The sequence below is a fragment of the Paracoccus onchidii genome, assembly GCF_028294535.1.
GTDB lineage: Bacteria > Pseudomonadota > Alphaproteobacteria > Rhodobacterales > Rhodobacteraceae > Paracoccus > Paracoccus onchidii.
On the sequence record NZ_JAQBIE010000007.1, the window covers coordinates 89259 to 109280 of the forward strand.

Annotated in this window: 15 protein-coding genes; 7 read left to right on the top strand and 8 right to left on the bottom strand. The window is 61.1% G+C overall.

Annotated elements, in window-relative coordinates; translation table 11 throughout:
- Positions 1-13: 13 nt before the first annotated feature.
- Genes PAF17_RS06495 through PAF17_RS06505 form a run of 3 tightly spaced genes read right to left on the bottom strand, consistent with a single transcriptional unit; the run spans position 14 to position 2141 of the window.
- Positions 14-559 carry a DUF924 family protein gene (locus PAF17_RS06495; protein WP_271888282.1) on the bottom strand — a complete coding sequence of 182 codons (546 nt, stop codon included), beginning with the start codon at positions 557-559 and terminating at the stop codon, positions 14-16.
- Positions 560-611: 52 nt separating this feature from the next.
- Positions 612-1151: an NADPH-dependent FMN reductase gene (locus PAF17_RS06500; protein ID WP_271888283.1), complete on the bottom strand. Its 540-nt coding sequence runs from the start codon at positions 1149-1151 to the stop codon at positions 612-614.
- 48 nt (positions 1152-1199) lie between these two features.
- Positions 1200-2141, bottom strand: coding sequence for a ring-cleaving dioxygenase (locus PAF17_RS06505; RefSeq protein WP_271888284.1), 942 nt, complete (start codon positions 2139-2141; stop codon positions 1200-1202).
- Between the two features lie 127 nt (positions 2142-2268).
- Here PAF17_RS06505 and PAF17_RS06510 point away from each other — a divergent pair, with 127 nt between their 5' ends.
- Both PAF17_RS06510 and PAF17_RS06515 read left to right on the top strand, forming a co-directional pair.
- Positions 2269-3171: a LysR family transcriptional regulator gene (locus PAF17_RS06510; RefSeq protein WP_271888285.1), complete on the top strand. Its 903-nt coding sequence runs from the start codon at positions 2269-2271 to the stop codon at positions 3169-3171.
- A gap of 50 nt (positions 3172-3221) precedes the next feature.
- Positions 3222-3404, top strand: a complete 183-nt coding sequence (locus PAF17_RS06515) for a hypothetical protein (protein WP_271888286.1) — start codon at positions 3222-3224, stop codon at positions 3402-3404.
- Here the strand turns inward: PAF17_RS06515 and PAF17_RS06520 are convergent.
- Positions 3378-4991 carry an alpha-glucosidase gene (locus tag PAF17_RS06520; protein WP_271888287.1) on the bottom strand — a complete coding sequence of 538 codons (1614 nt, stop codon included), beginning with the start codon at positions 4989-4991 and terminating at the stop codon, positions 3378-3380. The two genes, PAF17_RS06515 and PAF17_RS06520, sit on opposite strands and share 27 nt — an antisense overlap.
- Positions 4992-5114: 123 nt before the next feature.
- On the opposite strand from PAF17_RS06520, the gene glgB reads away from it, so the two are divergent.
- From glgB to PAF17_RS06545, 5 genes are all read left to right on the top strand, one after another.
- The gene (glgB, locus tag PAF17_RS06525) at positions 5115-7301 is read left to right on the top strand and encodes a 1,4-alpha-glucan branching protein GlgB (RefSeq protein ID WP_271888288.1); all 2187 of its coding nucleotides are present in this window, start codon (positions 5115-5117) and stop codon (positions 7299-7301) included.
- Between the two features lie 21 nt (positions 7302-7322).
- Complete coding sequence (gene glgC / locus PAF17_RS06530; protein ID WP_271888289.1) at positions 7323-8582, top strand: glucose-1-phosphate adenylyltransferase; 1260 nt, start codon at positions 7323-7325, stop codon at positions 8580-8582.
- Positions 8582-10006, top strand: a complete 1425-nt coding sequence (gene glgA / locus PAF17_RS06535; protein ID WP_271888290.1) for a glycogen synthase GlgA — start codon at positions 8582-8584, stop codon at positions 10004-10006. The genes glgC and glgA overlap by 1 nt, the downstream gene beginning before the upstream one ends.
- Positions 10003-12138, top strand: a complete 2136-nt coding sequence (gene glgX / locus PAF17_RS06540) for a glycogen debranching protein GlgX (protein WP_271888291.1) — start codon at positions 10003-10005, stop codon at positions 12136-12138. Before glgA ends, glgX begins: the two co-directional genes overlap by 4 nt.
- 140 nt (positions 12139-12278) lie before the next feature.
- Positions 12279-14669, top strand: a complete 2391-nt coding sequence (locus tag PAF17_RS06545; RefSeq protein WP_271888292.1) for a glycogen/starch/alpha-glucan phosphorylase — start codon at positions 12279-12281, stop codon at positions 14667-14669.
- Positions 14670-14688: 19 nt separating this feature from the next.
- Here the strand turns inward: PAF17_RS06545 and PAF17_RS06550 are convergent, their stop codons facing one another.
- The 4 genes from PAF17_RS06550 to PAF17_RS06565 are packed head-to-tail and all read right to left on the bottom strand — an operon-like array spanning position 14689 to position 19546.
- Positions 14689-15765, bottom strand: a complete 1077-nt coding sequence (locus PAF17_RS06550; protein WP_271888293.1) for a DUF1513 domain-containing protein — start codon at positions 15763-15765, stop codon at positions 14689-14691.
- A gap of 1 nt (position 15766) precedes the next feature.
- Positions 15767-16747 (bottom strand): imelysin family protein, encoded by a 981-nt coding sequence (locus PAF17_RS06555; RefSeq protein ID WP_271888294.1) that lies wholly within the window; start codon positions 16745-16747, stop codon positions 15767-15769.
- A complete protein-coding gene (locus tag PAF17_RS06560) occupies positions 16747-18285 on the bottom strand; it encodes a di-heme oxidoreductase family protein (protein WP_271888386.1) in 1539 nt (512 codons plus the stop codon). The genes PAF17_RS06555 and PAF17_RS06560 overlap by 1 nt, the downstream gene beginning before the upstream one ends.
- A 4-nt stretch (positions 18286-18289) precedes the next feature.
- The gene (locus PAF17_RS06565) at positions 18290-19546 is read right to left on the bottom strand and encodes an imelysin family protein (RefSeq protein WP_271888295.1); all 1257 of its coding nucleotides are present in this window, start codon (positions 19544-19546) and stop codon (positions 18290-18292) included.
- Positions 19547-20022 lie beyond the last annotated feature (476 nt).

Genomic DNA, 20022 nt, shown 5'->3' on the forward strand with positions numbered 1-20022 from the left:
ATTCGATGCCATTCTAGAACCCGGTATGGGTTTTCAGGAAGGCTTCCTCTTCGGGGCTGTTCTGGCGCCCCAGAACAGCGTTGCGGTGAGGAAATCGGCCGAATCGCGCGATGATATCGCGATGTTCTTTCGCGAAATGCAGCGAATGCGCATTGCCCAAGGCTTCGTACAGGGCAACCGACTTGTTCTGATCGTCCAGATCTTCGCTATGCATGAAGGGCAGATAGAAGAACTGCCGGCGCGTCGGATCGACCTTGCCGTCACAGCCATTTTCAAGCGCCCGTCTGGCAACGGTCAGTGCAAGGTCATTGCTTTCATAGCTGCGCGACGAGTTGCGGAACATGTTCCGGGGAAACTGGTCCAGCACGATCACCAGCGCAAGCGCCGACTCGCAATCATGTGCCCAATCCGACAACCTGCCGGCATGAGCGGCTTCGTAGGTTTCGGCGAATAGCTGGATGATCTGGCGGTCGATATCGTCTGATTTCTTGAACCAGTAAGGCTGCATTTCGGCGGCGAACCAAAAGTTCGAGATATCCAGAGGGGTCTTCAGCGTCATCTCTTGCTCCGTATCGATGGGTCTGCCGGTCGGGGTGCTGGCGGGACGGCGGTCATATCGTCCCGGCAAAGCCTGCGATGAAATCGGCAACCCGCTTGCGCGTTCGCTCATCGGTCAGATTGCCGTTCCCGTCGCACAGGTCACCGGCCTTGGGCACCATCAGGCGGCCCTCCCAATAGGGGCGCATGTTCAGCGTGCGAATCACTGGCAGCCAATGGGTTTGCGCCAATGTGGTGCCGAAACTGCCGGGCGAGGCCCCCATGATCGCAACAGGCTTGCCCCGCAGGATCGACAGCCCGTCACCGCGCGACATCCAGTCCAGTGCATTTTTCAGCACGCCGGGAATGCCGTTGTTGTATTCCGGCGTTGCCAACAGTAGGCCGTCGGCCTGTGCCAGCGCCCCAGTCAGTTGTGACACCGCTGCAGGAATACCCTCTGCTTCTTCAAGGTCGCCATCATACAAGGGGACATCCCTGATTGATCCGATGTCGATCCTTACCCCTTCGGGGGCCGTTTCCTGTGCCGCGCGCAGCAGCCCGGTATTGAACGAGGCGCGCCGCAGGCTGCCGCTGAGGCCGAGAATGGTGGTCATGGATCCTTTCCTTTCGTTGCGCCAATGATGTCATCGCCGGTCCGCCGATCAGTCAAGCGGTTTCAGTCCGGCCTCGATCTCGGCCCGCCGGTCTTCCAGAAACGGGGGCAGGGACAAGGTTTCGCCCATTCTGTCCCGCGGCTCATCGACGTCGAAGCCGGGATCGTCCGTTGCCAGTTCGAACAGGTTGCCGCCGGGTTCACGGAAGTAGAGTGAGCGAAAATAGTAGCGTTCGACCTCGCCCGTGTTGGCTACGCGATGATTGCCAAGATGTCGCGCCCATTCGCTGAGTTGGGGTTTCCCCGGCACGCGGAAGGCGACGTGATGCACGCCGCCGGCGCCCTGACGCGCGACCGGCAGATCGGGTTGAACGGCGACATGCAATTCGGCCGCGCCGCCGCCATCGCCCATGGAATAGACATGGACCTGGCCGACACCATCGGGGCTGGCATAATCGCGATCCAGTCGCATGTTCATGACCTGCCGCAACAATGTGTCGGTGGGGGCAAGTTCAGGCACGGATATGGTGATCGGACCCAGGCCGTGAATTTGGTGCTGCGCGGGAACGGGGCTGGAAGGCCATTGAACGCCCGCAGGATCGGGCGCGGCGACAAGGCGCAATCGCTGACCTTCCGGATCCTCGAAATCCAGTCCGGCACGAATGTCCTGCCTGTCGATCCTGCCGGTCGACATCCCCAGATCGGCCAGACGTCCGGCCCAGTATTCAAGGCTGTCTTCATCGACGCGCAGGGCGGTGCGGCTGATCGATCGGGTGCCCCTGCGTTCGCGCGCGGCGGGCCAGTCAAAGAAGGTGATATCGGTCCCGGGGCTGCCCGCGCCATCGGCAAAAAACAGATGATAGGCCGAGACGTCATCCTGATTGACGGTTTTCTTGACCCGGCGCAGCCCGAGCGTCTGCGTGTAGAAGCGGTTGTTTCCCGCTGCGTCCGCGGTAATCGCGGTCAGGTGATGTATGCCGGTCAACTGCATGGCGCAGCCTCCTTGAATGATTGCTTGTCCGGAATATGGACGATCAGCCGGGGCGATGGCACTGCCTGCACATGCAACGCCGCATTCGCATATTGCGAACGCGCGTCATCGGGCTACTGTTCCGGGTATGAGTTGGAGCATCAATGATATCGAGACATTTCTGTCGGTTCTGGATGCGGGCAGCATCTCGGGCGCGGCGGCGCGGCTGGATCTGTCGAAATCGGTGATCAGCAAACGTATCAGTGAATTTGAAGCGGTGCTGGGCGTGCCTTTGTTCCTGCGCCATGCCGGTCGGATCGCCCCGACAGATGAGGCGCATGCCTTGGCGCGCCGTTTACGCCCCGCGCTGGCGGAAATGATCGCCGCGACCGAAGATCTGGCCGGACCTGAACGGGAATTGCGCGGTCGTCTCGCCATCGCCGCACCGATGAGTTTCGGAATCCGCCATCTTGGGCCTGTGATCGCGGATTTCGCCAAGGCTCATCCCGGATTGGCGATCAGTCTGGATTATGACGATCAGCTGCGCGATCTTGCGCGGACGGGGTTCGATGCCGGGCTGCGCATCGGTGTATTGGCGGACAGCACGCTGATGGCGCGGCGCCTGTGTGAAGATCCAAGGATGCTGGTCGCAAGCCCCGATTATCTGGTAACCCATGGTTCGCCAACACGGGCCGAGGATCTGCCGGATCACGTCATCATTGGCTATCGCAACGCCCGTCTGGCCGATATCTGGCCCTTTGAACCCGCGGTTCCCCTGCCTGCGCGTGCCCGTGTCAGCGCCAATAATGGCGAAGCCATGCGGGATATGGCGATCGGGGGGATTGGCCTTGCCTTGTTGCCATTGTTCATCGTGCATGACGCATTGCGCGATGGCCGTCTGGTCAATGTGCTGCCCGATCTGGCGCGAAGCGTGTTGCCCGTCAGCGTGGTCTGGCCGCCGGTTCGGCCGATGCCTCGCAAGACCCGTTTACTCGTCGATCATCTGGCGGCGGCTTTTTCCGGCACTCCTCCCTGGCAACAAGGGCTGTAATGCTGGCGGCTTTCAGATAGACCGGCATTTCATCGATTGAGGAAAACACGATGCTGGTCGATCCCAATGCGCCGTTCTTTCGCCCCCGCTGGGTGCGAATTGTCTGTGTTGCACTGCCTTTGATCTGGGCCGGAGTCGAGCTGTACATGGGCAGCCCGTTCTGGGCGATCCTGTTTGGTGCATCGGGCCTGTATCTGGGCTATCAGCTATTCTTCTGTCGCGACGTGGATTGAGCCGTTTGCGATAAAGGCAAAGCCGTTGGCCGGCAAGACCAGCTGCCCCGCGTCGACTGTTGCCTGCGATGGGCCGATCAGGTCGCCGGAAAATTCGAAACGGATCTGGCTTGCGCGTGGCGACAGGTTGAACAGGCAGGTGATCATGTGCCCTTCATGCCGGCGCTGAAAGGCCAGATAGGGTTCGGGCAGGTCCAGAAATTGCGTGGCACCCCAGCGAAGGGCGGGCTGGGCGCGGCGAAAGGCCAGCATGGCGCGATAGGCACCCAAAACGCCGCCATTGTCGCCGCCCTGACGTGACACGGCGCGGGCAGCCTGTTCCGTCTTGACCGGCAACCAGGGCGTTGCCGTCGTGAAACCCGCATTTGGCAGGCTGTCGTCCCAGACCATCGGCGTGCGACAGCCGTCGCGGCCCTTCACCTCGGGCCAGAAGCGCAGGGCCGGGGGGTCGGTTAGCTCCGCATAGACAAGCTCGGTCTCGGTCTGGCCCAGCTCCTCGCCCTGATAAAGACAGACCGAGCCGGGAAAGGACAGCAGCATCGCCGCCGCCTGTTTCGCCAGATCGTCCCGGTTCAGCGCGTGATCGCCCCAGCGGGTCACATGGCGCGGCACGTCATGGTTGGAAAAGGACCAGCAGGAATGCCCGTCGGGCGCGCCTTTCTGCACGCCCTCGATCACATGGCGGAAATGCCTGGCGGTAAAGGCGGGGCCAAGCATTTCAAAGCTGTAGCACATATGCAGACGGTCGCTGCCCTCGGTATATTCGGCCATGATGCGGATCGCGGTGTCGCCGCCATCGCCGACCTCGCCCACCATCATCCGCGCGTCGTATTCATCGGTCAGCGTCCGCAGCCGTTTCAGAAAGCCGATATTCTCGGGACGGTTCTTGGAATGAATATGCTGTTGATAACCATAGGTTTCCGGCCCGTCCGCGTCGGGGTTGGGCGGGTTGTCGCGCAGCTTGTCGTCGTGGAAATAGTAGTTCACCGTGTCCAGCCGGAACCCGTCGACGCCCCGGTCCAGCCAGAAGCGCATCGTGTCCAGCAGCGCATCCTGCACCGGGCGGTGGTGGAAATTCAGGTCCGGCTGCTGGATCAGGAAGTTGTGCAGGTAATACTGTCGGCGGCGCGGTTCCCATTCCCAGGCCGGCCCACCAAAGACCGAGGGCCAGTTCGTCGGCGGCGTGCCGTCGGGGTTGGGATCGGCCCAGACATACCAGTCGGCCTTGGGGTTGCTGCGGCTTTGGCGCGATTCCTCGAACCAGGGATGCTTGTCGCTGGTATGGCTGATGACCTGATCGATGATGACTTTCAGGCCCAGATCATGCGCCCGCGCGACCATTGCGTCGAAATCTGCCAGCGTGCCGAACAGCGGGTCGATATCGGTATAATCCGACACGTCATAGCCCATGTCCTTCATCGGCGAGGTGAAGATCGGCGACAGCCAGATCGCATCCACCCCCAGCGCGGCCACGTGATCCAGCCGCCGCGTGATGCCGCGCAGATCGCCGATCCCGTCGCCATTGTCGTCCTGAAAGCTGCGGGGATAGATCTGGTAGATCACCGCGTCTCGCCACCATTCGGTCATCGGAAACTCCTGTCCCGTGATGCGTGTCGGGGCCAGACAAGCACGACACCGGCAGCAAGGGAAAGTGGAAGTTAGCGTTCACATGCGCATTGTGTGAAAACTTGCGCAGGCTACAGTGCGGGTATGAGCGAGATGCCGAATCCTTCACCCATCGCGGAACGTGATCTGGCTTTGCTGGGCGCGGGGCAGCACGATCGGCCCTTCGACGTGCTGGGACCGCACAAGCACAAGGGCCGCTGGTGGGTCACGGCCTTTCACCCCGATATCGCGTCGCTGTCGGCCATCACCGACACGGGCGAGATGCCCTTGCCCCGCATCAAGGGCGATCTGTTCGCGGGTCCGGTCGGGGCCGGGCCCTATCGGCTGAGGGCGGTGTCGGGCGGCGGGGTCGCGTGGGAATTTCACGACCCCTATCGGTTCGATCCGGTCCTGGGCGAGGTTGATCTGCATCTTCTGGGCGAGGGGACGCATCGCAGGCTGTGGCAGGCGCTTGGGGCGCATGTGATGACCCATCAGGGCGTCGCGGGCACGCATTTCGCGGTCTGGGCGCCCAATGCGCGACGAGTTTCGGTGGTGGGCCAATTCAACCAGTGGGACGGCCGCCGCCATCCGATGCGGCGCATCGGCGGTTCCGGCGTCTGGGAAATCTTCCTGCCATCCCTGTCCGAGGGGGAGCTGTACAAATACGAGATCCTCGGCGCTGATGGCTCGGTCATGCAGAAGGCCGATCCGGTCGGTTTCGGCAGCCAGCATCCCCCCGAAAAAGCCAGCGTGGTGCGCGACATCTCCGGCTTTGGCTGGCGGGATGACCTGTGGATGGCGACCCGCAGCGAAATACAGGACCATCAGGCCCCGATCAGCATCTACGAGGTGCATCTGGGCAGTTGGCGCCGCCGCTGGGACGATCACGGGCGGCCCCTGTCCTACAAGGAGCTGGCCCGCGATCTGGTCGGCTATGCCAAGGATATGGGCTTTACCCATCTGGAACTGTTGCCGGTCAGCGAGTTTCCCTTTGACGGCTCATGGGGCTATCAGCCGGTCGGCCTTTACGCGCCGACGATCCGGTTCGGCCCGCCGCATGAATTCCGCGATCTGGTCGATGCCGCGCATCAGGCGGGCTTGGGTGTTCTGCTGGACTGGGTGCCGGGCCATTTCCCGACCGATGCGCATGGGCTGGCACGGTTCGACGGCACGCCGCTTTATGAACATGCCGACCCGCGCGAGGGGTTTCACCAGGACTGGAACACCCTGATCTACAATTATGGCCGGACCGAGGTGCAGAATTACCTGATCTCGAACGCACTGTACTGGTTGCAGGAATATCATATCGACGGGCTGCGCGTGGATGCCGTCGCCTCGATGCTGTATCGCGACTATTCGCGCAAGGATGGCGAATGGGTGCCGAACCGCGATGGCGGGCGCGAGAATTACGAAGCCATCGCCTTCATGCAGAACATGAATGTCATCAGCTATGGCGAATGCCCCGGCATCATGACCGTGGCCGAGGAAAGCACGTCCTTTCCGAATGTCTCGGCGCCTGTCGATACCGGCGGGCTGGGCTTCGGGTTCAAGTGGAACATGGGCTGGATGAACGACACCCTGCGCTATATCCAGCAGGACCCGGTGCATCGCAAATACCATCACGACCAGATGACCTTTGGTCTGATGTATGCGTTTTCCGAGAGTTTCATCCTGCCGATCAGCCATGACGAGGTCGTGCATGGCAAGGGCAGCATGCTGCGCAAGATGCCCGGCGACGAATGGCAGCAATTCGCCAATCTTCGGGCCTATTACGGCTTCATGTGGGGGCATCCGGGCAAGAAGCTGTTGTTCATGGGCTGCGAATTCGCCCAGCCCGAGGAATGGAACCACAATGGCGAATTGAACTGGCATGCCGCCGAACAGCCGCCGCACAAGGGCGTGCAGGCGCTGATCCGCGACCTGAACCGGCTGTATCGCGAAACACCCGCGCTGCATCTGAAGGATTGCAATGTCGACGGGTTCCAGTGGATCGCGACCGATGCCGATCAATCCACCTATATCTGGCTGCGTCGCGGTGACGACGCCGACCCGCCGGTGGTGGTGGCGTGCAACTTTACCCCGGTCCCGCGCGATGGGTTCCGGATCGGGGTGCCGCGCGCGGGATCGTGGCGCGAGGCGATCAATACCGACGCCGCGATCTATGGCGGCAGCGGATTGGGCAATCTGGGGCGCGTCACGGCAGATGGGCCCGCACAGGACGGACAGCCTGCGTCGATGGCGGTGACCTTGCCGCCGCTGTCCGTGGTGATCTTTACGGCCGACGACTGACATCATTGGGGAGGATCTGACATGGCCGAGACGAAACGACTGACCCGCCGGGCGATGGCCTTTGTTCTGGCGGGGGGGCGTGGCAGCCGCCTGAAGGAACTGACCGACCGGCGCGTCAAGCCCGCCGTCTATTTCGGCGGCAAGACCCGGATCATCGACTTCGCCCTGTCCAACGCGATGAACAGCGGCATCCGCAAGATCGCCGTCGCCACCCAGTACAAGGCCCACAGCCTGATCCGCCATTGTCAGCGCGGCTGGAACTTCTTTCGGGCCGAGCGGAACGAATTTCTGGACATCCTGCCCGCCAGCCAGCGCATGTCCGAGGAACACTGGTATCGCGGCACCGCCGATGCGGTCGCGCAGAATATCGACATCGTCGACAGCTATGACGTGGATTACGTCATCATCCTTGCGGGCGATCACATCTACAAGATGGATTACGAGATCATGCTGCGCGAGCATGTCGAAAGCGGCGCTGATGTCACCATCGGTTGCCTGACGGTTCCGCGCGCCGAAGCCTCGGCCTTTGGGGTGATGGCCGTCGATGATACGGGACGGATCACCTCGTTCCTGGAAAAGCCCGCCGATCCCCCGGCAATGCCGGATCATCCGAACAAGGCGCTGGCCTCGATGGGAATCTATGTGTTCAGTTGGACTTTCCTGCGTGATCTGCTTCTGCGCGATGCCCAGAACCCGGATTCGACCCATGATTTCGGCACCGACCTGATCCCCGACATCGTCAGGCACGGCAAGGCGATGGCGCATCGTTTTGACGTGTCATGCGTGCGCGCGCCCTCGGAGCCTGCCTATTGGAAGGATGTTGGCACCGTCGATGCGTTCTGGAAGGCGAATATCGACCTGACCGATTTTACCCCGGAACTGAACCTGTGGGATCGTGACTGGCCGATCTGGACCTATTCCGAAAGCGTGCCTCCGGCCAAATTCATCCATGACGAACAGAAACGGCGTGGAATCGCGGTGTCCTCGATGGTGTCGGGGGGCTGTATCATTTCGGGCACCGAGATCAGGAATTCGTTGTTGTTCACCCATGTGCACACCAATTCCTATGCGTCGCTGGATCATGTCGTGGCCTTGCCCTATGTGACGGTGCATCGCTCGGCACGGCTGACCAATGCCGTGATCGATCGCGGCGTGGTCATCCCTGAAGGGCTGATCGTGGGCGAAGATCCCCGCGAAGATGCAAGATGGTTTCGCGTCAGCGAAGGTGGCGTGACACTGATTACCCAGAAAATGCTGGACAAACGAGCGGCCGAGATCTGATGAAGGTTCTTTCCATTACGTCTGAATGCGCGCCATTGGTAAAAACCGGCGGCCTTGCCGATGTGGCCGGGGCCTTGCCCGCGGCCTTGGCGGGGCGGGGTGTGCAGATGCAGACCTTGATTCCGGGTTATCCTGCGGTGATGGCGGCCTTGTCCGATGCGGCCATCATCGAGGATTACGACGATTTGTTCGGGGCACCGGCGCGGCTGCTTGCCGGTCAGGCGGCGGGGCTGGACCTTCTGGTGATTGATGCGCCGCATTTGTTCAGGCGTGATGGCAACCCCTATCTGGGACCGGACGGGCGCGACTGGCCCGACAATCCGGAACGTTTCGCGGCCCTGTCATGGGTCGGAGCGAAGATCGGGGCCCGGGGTGCGGGTGGCTGGCAGCCGCAGGTTCTTCATGGACATGATTGGCAGGCCGGGCTGGTGACAGAATATCTGCACCAGACGGAGGGCGCGAAACCGCACACAGTGCTGACCATCCACAATGTCTCGTTTACGGGGCCTGTCGATCCCGGACGGTTGCATGATCTGCGGTTGGATCCATCGCGGTTCCACAGCGAAGGGTATGAGTTCTGGGGCGCGATTTCCGCGCTGAAGGCCGGGTTGATGGGGGCTGATCGGTTGACCACGGTGTCGCCCCGCTATGCCGAAGAACTGATGACCCCGGAATTCGGCATGGGCCTTGATGGCGTCATGCGCCACCGTCGCGATTCGTTGGTCGGGATCCTGAATGGCATCGATCAGGATGTCTGGGCACCTGCCACCGATCCGCTGATCTTTGGTTACGACACCCCCGAGGGCAAAGAGGCGAACAAGGCCGCCTTGCGCGATGAGCTGGGTCTGCCCGAAAGCGATGGGCCGCTTTGCGTGATCGTGTCGCGCATGACCCATCAGAAAGGGTTGGACATGGTCTTGCAGGCATTGCCGACCCTGCTGGAGGGCGGTGGTCAGCTGGCGTTGCTGGGGTCGGGCGACGCAGATTTGCAAGACGCCTTTGCCAAGGCGGCGCTTGGTCCGGGTGTGGCGGTGCGCATCGGTTATGACGAAGCGTTCTCGCACCGGATGATTGCCGGGGGCGATGCGATCCTTGTGCCTTCGCGCTTCGAGCCATGCGGGCTGACGCAGCTCTACGGTCTGCGATACGGCACCATTCCGCTGGTCGCACTGACGGGGGGGCTGGCGGATACGGTGATCAATGCGTCGCCCGCAGCCTTGGCGCGCGGGGTGGCGACGGGCGTGCAGTTTTCGCCGATAAACACCGATACGCTGCGCCACGCCCTGACGCGGCTTTGCGCCCTTTATGCAGATCGCAGAACATGGCGGCAGATGCAGATGAATGCCATGAACCAACCTGTTGGATGGGATCAATCGGCCAGCGCCTATGCGGATCTGTATCGTCAGCTTGTCGTCGCCGAATGACAGGCTACCCCAGGATCCTTGCCGGTCGCCCAACGCCGATTGGCGCCAGCTTCGACGGCGCGGGTGCGAACTTTGCAATTTTCTCGCAGCATGCCGAACGGGTCGAGCTGTGCCTGTTCGACGACCGGGGCATGGAAACGCGTGTCGATTTGCCCGAACGCGAAGGCCATGTCTGGCACGGCTATGTTCCGGGCCTGCAACCGGGGCAGAGATATGGTTATCGTGCGCATGGTCCCTATCGTCCATCGGAAGGGCATCGCTTCAACGCGAACAAGCTGTTGATGGACCCCTATGCCAAACGTCTGACGGGAACACCGCAAAATCACGATGCGCTGCTTGGATATCGTGCCGATGACCCGGATGGCGATCTCAGCTTTGATGACCGCGACAGTGCGCCTTTCATGCCGCGTTCGGTGATCGTGGATCCAAGTTTCGCCTGGGCCGATGATTGTCCGCCCAATCACGCGAAGACAGACACGGTGATCTACGAGGCCCATGTCAGGGGCATGACGGCCGGTCGTCGTGATATTGCCGATCGCGGCACCTATCTGGCCATGACAAGCGAACCGATCCTGCAACATCTGAACGACCTGGGAATAACCACGGTCGAGCTGATGCCCGTGCATGCCTTTGCCGATGATCGTTTTCTGACCCGCAAGGGGCTGACGAATTACTGGGGCTATATGTCCTATGGCTTTTTCGCGCCCGAGCCGCGCTATATGCGTGACGGCGACATATCGGAATTTCAGCAGATGGTCGCGCGTTTCCACAAGGCTGGAATCGAGGTCATTCTGGATGTCGTGTACAACCACACCGCCGAAGGCAATCAACTGGGTCCGACGCTGAATCTGCGGGGTCTGGACAATGCGGCTTATTACCGTCTGGCAGAGGACCGGCGCTTTTACGTGAATGATGCGGGAACCGGAAATGTCCTGAATCTGGACAATCCCTTTGCGCAGCGTCTGGTCATGGATTCCCTGCGCTACTGGGTGCAGGTCATGCATGTTGACGGTTTCCGCTTTGACCTCTGTTCGGTTCTGGGGCGCAGCGATGGGGTTTTCGACAGGGATGGGCCGTTCTTTCGTGCGATCCGGCAGGACCCCGTCCTGAACCGGGTCAAGCTGATTGCCGAGCCGTGGGATCTTGGGCCGGATGGCTATCAGCTTGGCGCCTATCCTGCCCCGTTTGCCGAATGGAACGACCGATTTCGGGACCAGATCCGGGGGTTCTGGCGGGGGGATCACGGTCTTGTCGGAAAGCTGGCCAAGCGTATCGCGGGATCGGCGGCACGCTTCGACCATGACGGCCGCCACGCGACGTCGACGGTGAATTTCGTCGCGGCGCATGACGGTTTCACGCTGATGGACACCGTCAGCTATGACCAAAAGCACAACGACGCCAATGGCGAGGAAAATCGCGATGGCCATGATCACAATGTCTCGGATAATTGCGGAGTCGAAGGGCCAAGTGCCGACCCGGACATTCTGAAACGGCGCGCCCGGCGCAGGCGCAACCTGATGGCGACCCTGCTTTTGTCGCAGGGCACGCCGATGATCCTTGCCGGGGACGAACTGGGCAATTCGCAGAATGGCAATAACAACGCCTATTGCCAGGATAACCAGCTTGGCTGGCTCGACTGGGGGCAGGGCGATCCGCAGTTCCTGGCCTTTTGCCGCCATGCAATCGCCTTTCGCAAAGCCCATCCGATATTGCGGCAAAAGCGGTTTCTGCACAGTAGACCGCGCGCGCAGGACGGTTTGCCCGACCTGTTCTGGCGGCGCGCCGATGGCTCGCCGATGCGCAGTGAGGATTGGAGCAACCCCGAATTGCGGCTGCTGGCGGCAGAGATGCGCATGGCATCGGGCACGCCAGATTACGCATCGTTGCCCGGTGCGGTGTTCGTGGTGTTCAACGCTGGGCCGACAACACAGGTCCGGCTGCCCGAAACCGTCAAGGGGGGACGGTGGCGACGTCAGCTGGATACCGCCAGTGACGATCAGCCTGATCGGTTGGCCCGGTCCCGCGAGACCATCGAACGCGACAGTGTAGTGGTTTTCACATCGTGTGATCCCGGTGCCACGGACGCCCGGTCGGCTGGCGCGCCATGTTCAGGCGTTGCGTCGAAACCATGACGGGGGCAACAAAGGCTTGCATTGGGGGCGAAAGCTGGCAACAGGTCGGATATTGCATTCGCGCCATGGTCCGGCGGGACATCCCGGCCCCCTTGGTTGCGGTGCCCGCTGTTTCATAGTTCCAAGTGCATGAGGTCCGTTTGACACCGCTTCTTTCCGCCCAGACGCTTCAAGACCGGATCTTGCATCACCTGACCTATACGCAAGGCCACGACCCGGAATGCGCATCGCGATCCGACTGGCGGCGGTCGGTCAGCCTGACGATCCGCGACCTGATTGTCGAGCCTTGGTTGTCGGCGGATCGCGCGGCCCGGGCGCAGCGGGCAAAGCGGGTCTATTACCTGTCGATGGAATTTCTGATCGGCCGCATTCTGGGTGATGCCATCATCAATCTTGGGCTTGATGAGGCGATGGATCGGGCCTTTGATCAGCTGGGATTGGACAAGCGGGAAATCCTGGATGACGAACCCGACGCCGCCCTTGGAAATGGCGGGTTGGGGCGGTTAGCGGCCTGTTTCATGGAATCTCTGGCTTCGCTGAACCTGCCGGCTTTCGGCTATGGGATCCGCTATGAACACGGCCTGTTCAGGCAAAGCTTCGAAGCCGGCCAACAGGTAGAGCAGGCCGAAGACTGGTTGGAACAGGGAAATCCCTGGGAAATCCGTCGTGCCGATGACAGCTATCTGATCGGCTTCAAGGGGCATGTCCGGGACATTGACGGCCATATGGTCTGGCACCCCGAAGAACAGGTTGTTGCCCGTGCTTATGATATGCCGGTGATCGGCTGGAACGGAGCATGGGCGAACACGCTGCGCCTTTGGGCGGGCCATGCGGCCACGCCCTTTGATCTGCATCGTTTCAATGCAGGCGAGCATGTGGCCGCCGCCGAATCCGAGATCCTGGCGCGGACCCTGTCGCGGGTGCTTTATCCCGATGACAGCAGCGAGGCGGGAAAGGAACTGCGGCTCAAGCAGGAATTCTTTCTGACATCGGCGGCGCTTCAGGACATCTTGCACCGGTTTCTTGCCGAATATGACGATCTGGACCTGTTGCCCCAGAAGGTCGCGATTCAGCTGAACGACACACATCCCGCAATCGCCGGCCCCGAGCTGATCAGATTGCTGATGGATGATCACGGGCTTGCATTTGACCATGCGTGTGACCTGGCGCGTGGGGTGCTGAATTATACCAACCACACCCTGCTGCCCGAGGCGTTGGAGCGCTGGTCGACCTGGCTGATGGGGCGGGTGCTGCCCCGCCATATGCAGATTATCCAGATGATCGACGAGGATCATCGCAACACCAGCGGCCGCCCCGATCACATTGCGATCGTGCGCGACGATCAGGTGCATATGGGAGAGCTGGCCTTTGTCATGGCGGGCAGGGTGAATGGGGTGTCGGCGCTGCATACCGATCTGGTCAAAAGCACGGTGTTTGGCGACCTGCATCGCTTGCATCCTGACCGTATCCTGAACCAGACAAACGGCGTCACGCCGCGTCGCTGGTTGCGTCTGGCCAATCCTGCATTGTCGGGCCTGCTGGATGACAGTATCGGCCCGCATTGGACCGCCGATCTGAACCGGTTGAACGCGTTGGAGCCGATGGCCGCAGATGCTGCGTTTCTGGACCGGCTGCGTGCAGCCAAGCGCGCCAACAAGGTCCGGCTGTCCGATGGCATGCTGCGCGAACTGGGCGTCGTCGCGGATCCTGATGCGATATTTGATGTGCAGGTCAAGCGCATCCACGAATACAAGCGGCAGTTGCTGAACATTCTGGAGGCCATTGCCCTGTGGCGCCGCATCCATGACGATCCCAATGGCGACTGGACGCCTCGCGTCAAGATATTTGGCGGCAAGGCTGCGCCGGGCTATTGGCTGGCAAAGACAATCATCCATCTGATCAATGATGTCGCGGCCACGATCAACAACGATCCGGCGACCTCGAAATTCCTGCAGATCGCCTATCCGGCCAACTACAATGTCTCGATGGCAGAGCGGCTGATCCCCGCTGCCGACCTGTCCGAACAGATCTCGACTGCCGGCAAAGAGGCGTCGGGCACGGGCAACATGAAGTTCACCATGAACGGCGCCCTGACGATCGGCACGCTGGATGGGGCAAATGTCGAAATTCGCGAACATGTCGGCGCCGAGAACTTCTTTTTGTTCGGGCTGAGGGCGGATGAGGTTGGGGCGGTGATGGCCACGCCGGGCCATGCGCGTGCCGCGATCGAAGCGAATGACGATTTGCGAAATGCGTTACAGATGATCGCCGAAGGGCGCTTTTCGGGGGGAAGGCCGGACCCCTATTTCGCGCTTCTGGACAGAAGCTGGAACGATGATCCGTTCCTTGTCGCAAGCGATTTCGGCGATTACTTCGACAGCCAGCGCCAAGTGGACCGTGCATTTCGCGATCATCGTCAATGGGATCGGATGGCGGCGTTGAATATCGCGCGGTCGGGCTATTTTTCATCGGATCGGACCATTCGTGGCTATGTCGATGACATCTGGCGGATCAAGGCGATCGCACCGTGATGCTGGCCCGATGTGGGCGTCAGATCGGCACAGGCACCAGATGATGATCCCAGGCGCGGCGGTCGTGTTTGGCCAGCGGGCGTAATGAACTGTCGGCAAGGATCAGCCCCCCAAGCCCATCGGACAGGAAGAAGCCGTGATCGGCGGGTGCTATGCCGCATACATCTTCGCGCAGGATGCTGTGCAGATGGGTGCCCTGATCGTCAAAGATCTGCACCCGTCCCCCGCGGGGCGAACTGATGGCGACTGATTTTCGGGTGGCGTCGAATGCGACCGATCCGACATAGCCTTGCATCGCGATGGCTTCGTGGATGGGCATGGCGTCCAATATCGCGGCCTGTCCGCGCCGGTGCAGGCCCAGCAATGGCACGCCATCGGCAGGATCCCCCTGCCATTGCATCCCAAAGGCTACCAGACCGTCGCGACCGAACGAGATGTGCCTGATCGAGTTCTGGCGCAGCGCGGGCTCCAGTTCGACCTGATCCAGCAATTGGCCGTCCGGGCTGACATAGGACAGGTTCGGCTGCATCCGGTCCACATCCAGCTTTTCGCCGGGGCGGGCGGGGTCGCTGCGATAACCGCCATTGGCTGCGACCAGAATATCATCGGCCATGCTCTTGATTTCATGCGGGCCGACGCCATGGGTTGCGATTTCGGCAATGCGGCGCCAGTTCTCGCGGCGTGACCACATGCCGATGCGGCCCTGCCCGGTGGTATAGTCGTTTTCCGATGTGCACAGGATGTCGCCATTGGCGATGAATGTTCCGTGACCATAGAAATGCCGTCCTTGCGGTGCAGTCAGCCGGGCGATGACTTCGCCGGTGACGCAGTTCAACACCACGGCGAAAGTGCCCGGACTGCGGGCAAAGGCGACCGCTTCGGGGGCGGTTGGATGTGCCGCACCCGCATGTCCCCGCGCGGGAAGCGCAACACGAAACCGGTCGGATCCGTCAGCGCCGATCCCGAAAAGAGCATAGCTTCCGTCTGGTTCGCGCGCCGCGCCGAGGATGGCCGGTGCCCCGGCATCGGCCCATGACAGACGTGGCGCAATCGCGCCCGCAGCCAATGATGCCAGGAAACCGCGGCGACCCAGCATGTCAGTCTCCGTCCTTGGAATTGAATCCGGCGGTCAGGCCCAGATCGCCGCCGATCTCGGCCTCGACGGCGCTGCGTATGGCGCGGATCTGCTGTTGCAGGATTTCGATTTTCAACCGTTCCTGCGGATCCTCGACGCCGATCAGGCGAGGATCGTCCATCGCCTTGGCAGATGCCATCGCCGTGGCAAATGCTGCCTCGGTTGCGGGGATTTCGGTTTCGGCCAGGGTGGTGGCCAGCTCGTGGGTGGCGGCCAGTGACAGCGCGATATTGCGCATCGGCCGATCCGATCGCCAAGCTTCGGCCATCTTGGGGCGCGGTTTGTCAAAGCTGCCCATGGGGCGGCCCAATCGCTGGTCGGCGTCGAATTCAAGCGAAGACAGCAGCGCGGTATACAGCACCTGCGTGGGTTCCTTGTCAGACAGATACCGATTGTTGCCGGGCTGCCCGGCCTGTTGCATCAGCTGCGCATGTTGTTGCCAATCTTCGGCGATGGCATCCCCAATTGCGGCCATGTCGGTCGTCAAGGCACGAATGTAGCGACAGGTATAGTCCGCGCGGGCAAGATCGCCGATCTCTGGTTCGTAGAGCAACTGTTCCAGTGCCATCAGCCCGCGCCCGGCAATCGACACTTCTGGGAATTCTTGCGGATCGTCGACGATGGGGTCGGCATCACTTGCCATGCCCCGGACGGTTCTTGCCACCAGGCCCCGTGGATCTGGCCAGAACTCGACCGTCAAGGCCCGGCCATCGGTTTCCAGCGGCCCGAAAGCCAGATGCGACAGGCCAAGCCAGGCATCGAAGCTGTCCTGATAGGCGGGCTTCAGTGTTTCCGCTGTGCAATCACGCGCCGCCAGATCGGCCAACGCGTGGCTGGCGGATGAAAATTGCGCGGTGGCGGGAAGGACATGATGATCGAGTGCCTTCGCCACATCGGCCATGGCAGGCAGGGGCATCAGAAAAAGCAAAGCTATCAGTCGCATTACAGGCTATCCAGAAAACGCAGAAGATCCGCCCGGTTCTGGGGCGGCATGTTGACGACGGCATCGCGCGAGGCCCGTGCCTCGCCACCATGCCACAATATCGCCTCGAGAACCGAGCGCGCGCGCCCGTCATGCAGCAGCATGGTGTGGCCATTGACCTGTTCCGTCATACCCAACCCCCAAAGCGGCGCGGTGCGCCATTCCCGCCCGGTCGCCAGGATTTCAGGTCGGTCATCGGCCAGACCTTCACCCATATCATGCAACAGAAGATCGCTATAGGGCCAGATCAACTGAAAGCTCTGTTCGGGCCGGGCTTCGAGGCGCGCGGTCACGTATTTGGGACGGTGGCAATCGACGCAGCCGGATTCGTAGAATACCTGTTTGCCGCGAAGAACCTGCGGATCATCAACATCGCGCCGCGCGGGCACACCAAGGTTCCGGCTATAGAAGGTCACCAGGTCAAGCCCCTCGGCGTCGATCTCATCGCCGCGGATGTCGCCGGCGCCATGCGGTGCGTTCACACAGGCGGTTTGCGCATCGGTGCAATCCCCGGCGGGGCTTGGGTGCAAGGGCGTCGAGATGCCGATATCCCCCGAAAATGCCGCGGCGGATTGTTCTTCGATCGTGGGCATGCCCGCCTTCCAACCGAACCGACCCAGCATCGGTTGGTCATGACGGGCCGACCATGTGATCTGGGCACGCCCCGAAATGCCGTCGCCATCGGCGTCGTCAGGATCAGCACTGGCGAGAATATCGGCGGTTGGTATCGCTTCGAGAAGGCCCAGCCCGATCATGGGCGGGGCGACGCGCGGGCTGATCATCAGATCGTCACGCATATCGCCATATCCGGCATTGGAAATCGCATAGCTTGGCGCCCGCAAGCTGGCGGTTTCCCCGCCCGAAAGGGTCACCGGTATTTCTTGATACGAGATGTCCATCTGGCCTTCGGCGGGAATGCCCGCGACGGCCAGATCCTGTAGCTGACCACCGTAAACAGGGTCGGGGCGGGTTGGGACGGCGGGATTTCCCACCCCTGCAAGATAGTCTTCGATTACGGTGCGTGGTGCGTTTGCATTCGCCGGAACCGACAGGCGCAGGAACATCGATCCGCCCTGTTCATCATCCCGGTCCGGGGGGTGGCCGCGACCGTCTTTCAGGTGGCAGTTCTGGCAACCCCGCGAATTATACAGCGGCCCAAGCCCGTCCGAGGCAAGGGTCGAAGAAGGTGATGACACCCATAATTTGCGAAACAGGCCGTTGCCCACCTTGAAATCCAGCTCACCCTCGAAGGAGATGTTCGCCGATGGCAGGGAAAAGGCGTCGGCGTCATGGCGTGCCCGCACCGTCGCGGCTCCGGCTGGGTTGGTTTCAAAGGGTTCTGCCCGCGAAAAATCACTGGTGCTGGCTGTCACCTCGTCAATCCGTGCGGTTTCGGCCGGGGTGCGGGCCGTGGCGTCCAGGTGCAAATCCGACAGCACCGGCCCTTTCGCAAGGACCGGTGCGGCGCAAAGCAAGAGTGACGGCAACAGCCGCCACATGGTCTTATTGGAACACGGCATCTGGGGAATCGAGACTGTCCGAACCTTCAAATCCGATGTCCTGCAGGCCAAGTGCATTGACGGCCCGTTCAATGTCCTGGGTTTGTGCAACCAGCGCATCCACCGCCGCCATGACCAGCGCTTCGCCGGTTTCGTTCCCGCGTGCAAGCATCTGGTCATAGGAGGTGCCGGATTCGGCCACCGTCTTGATCCGGCCAAGCTGGGCGACACTGTTGTTCAGGCCGGCCGTCAGCGCCTGATCGACGTCGGCATCGGCGGCAGCCACCAGCGATGACAGGCTTTCCCCCGAAACCACGCTGCCATCCACGCGGGTATAAGTGCCCAGATAGACATTGCGGATACCCAGGCCGTCGAAGTAGTGGCTGTTATGCGTATTGTCCGAGAAGCAATCATGCTCTTCTTCGGGGTCATTCAGCATCACGCCCAGTTTCATCCGCTCGCCCGCAAGCTCGCCATAAGACAGGCTGCCCATGCCGGTCAGCATCGCGATGACGCCTGCATCCGGATCCGAGGTCAGGGTGGTCATTGCCTCGCCGCCCTCGGCCCATTGCGCGGTCATCCATTCAAGATCACTGATCAGCAAATCCGTCGCAGCCTGCAAGTATTCGCCGCGGCGGTCGCAATTTCCGCCCGTGCAATCGTCGCCAGCGGCGAAATCGGTCCAGGGGCGCTGGCCGGCGCCATGATCGGTGCCGTTCAGATCCTGTCCCCACAACAGGAATTCAATCGCATGATAGCCGGTGGCGACATTCGCTTCGATCGCATCAGCTTCGTGAAGCGTGTCCGACAACAGGGCCGGGGTGATCGAGGACGCGTCGACCGTCGTGCCCGACAGGGTGAATTCGGGATGGCTGATGACGTTCAGCGCCGCATATTCATTGGCATCCGATGCACCGCCATATGCGGGATCAACGTAATCGATCAGGCCTTCGTCCAGCGGCCAGGCGTTCACCTTGCCTTCCCAATCATCGACGATGGCATTGCCAAAGCGATAGACCTCGGTCTGTTGATAGGGCACTCGCGCCGCAATCCATGCCTGACGGGCGGCATTCAGCGTATCGGCGGACGGATCGGCCAGCAGGGCATCCACCGCGCCTTTCAGTTCCTGTGCCTTCAGCAAGCTGTCTTCATAGGCGGCATAGGCGATTGCAACATAGTTGGAAACTACTTCCGGCTTCCCGGCCATGGCCGGCGCCGCAATGGCGCAAGCCAGCGCGGAAATGGTGAGGGTCGTTTTCATGCTGTCCTCTCGGTTCGGCTTGTTCGCCGCCTGATCGGGGCGACGTTGCGCTGAAATTCCTTGCAAACCTGATCCGGCCTGTCAATCCTGAGAATTTTTATGGGTATTGTCGCGGCGTTCGTCCGGCGGTGTGTCGGTTTGGGCGATGATGTCAGGTTCAATTCAGGGTGGTGTTCTGTGGTGGTTGCGCGTCGCGAGTTATTCCGGTTTTCGGGTCATCGAAATGTAATGCCTCGTGTCGTTTTTCTGAATCTCGCCTTTTTGGGCGTCTGCTGAATAAAATCAGATGTGATGCAGGGAAATTTCGCAACGTGCAAGTCATGTACCCAAGGTGTTGATTCCGGCATCTGCCTGATGGCTGACATCTCGATGTAAATATTCATGTAATATATTGAAATATAATATGTAATATCGCTGAAATTTCGGTTTCATGTCTGATGGCCCGGGTCTCACGTCTCGGGCACGATCAAGATCGT

What these genes read in the sequence shown, in the direction of transcription:
- glgX (WP_271888291.1), top strand. Translation starts at nt 10,003, where the DNA reads ATGACAGGCTACCCCAGGATCCTTGCCGGTCGCCCAACGCCGATTGGC.
- PAF17_RS06550 (WP_271888293.1), bottom strand. Translation starts at nt 15,765, where the DNA reads ATGCTGGGTCGCCGCGGTTTCCTGGCATCATTGGCTGCGGGCGCGATT.
- PAF17_RS06565 (WP_271888295.1), bottom strand. Translation starts at nt 19,546, where the DNA reads ATGAAAACGACCCTCACCATTTCCGCGCTGGCTTGCGCCATTGCGGCG.
- PAF17_RS06505 (WP_271888284.1), bottom strand. Translation starts at nt 2,141, where the DNA reads ATGCAGTTGACCGGCATACATCACCTGACCGCGATTACCGCGGACGCA.
- glgA (WP_271888290.1), top strand. Translation starts at nt 8,582, where the DNA reads ATGAAGGTTCTTTCCATTACGTCTGAATGCGCGCCATTGGTAAAAACC.
- glgB (WP_271888288.1), top strand. Translation starts at nt 5,115, where the DNA reads ATGAGCGAGATGCCGAATCCTTCACCCATCGCGGAACGTGATCTGGCT.
- PAF17_RS06520 (WP_271888287.1), bottom strand. Translation starts at nt 4,991, where the DNA reads ATGACCGAATGGTGGCGAGACGCGGTGATCTACCAGATCTATCCCCGC.
- PAF17_RS06555 (WP_271888294.1), bottom strand. Translation starts at nt 16,747, where the DNA reads ATGCGACTGATAGCTTTGCTTTTTCTGATGCCCCTGCCTGCCATGGCC.
- PAF17_RS06500 (WP_271888283.1), bottom strand. Translation starts at nt 1,151, where the DNA reads ATGACCACCATTCTCGGCCTCAGCGGCAGCCTGCGGCGCGCCTCGTTC.
- PAF17_RS06510 (WP_271888285.1), top strand. Translation starts at nt 2,269, where the DNA reads ATGAGTTGGAGCATCAATGATATCGAGACATTTCTGTCGGTTCTGGAT.
- PAF17_RS06495 (WP_271888282.1), bottom strand. Translation starts at nt 559, where the DNA reads ATGACGCTGAAGACCCCTCTGGATATCTCGAACTTTTGGTTCGCCGCC.
- PAF17_RS06560 (WP_271888386.1), bottom strand. Translation starts at nt 18,285, where the DNA reads ATGTGGCGGCTGTTGCCGTCACTCTTGCTTTGCGCCGCACCGGTCCTT.
- PAF17_RS06515 (WP_271888286.1), top strand. Translation starts at nt 3,222, where the DNA reads ATGCTGGTCGATCCCAATGCGCCGTTCTTTCGCCCCCGCTGGGTGCGA.
- glgC (WP_271888289.1), top strand. Translation starts at nt 7,323, where the DNA reads ATGGCCGAGACGAAACGACTGACCCGCCGGGCGATGGCCTTTGTTCTG.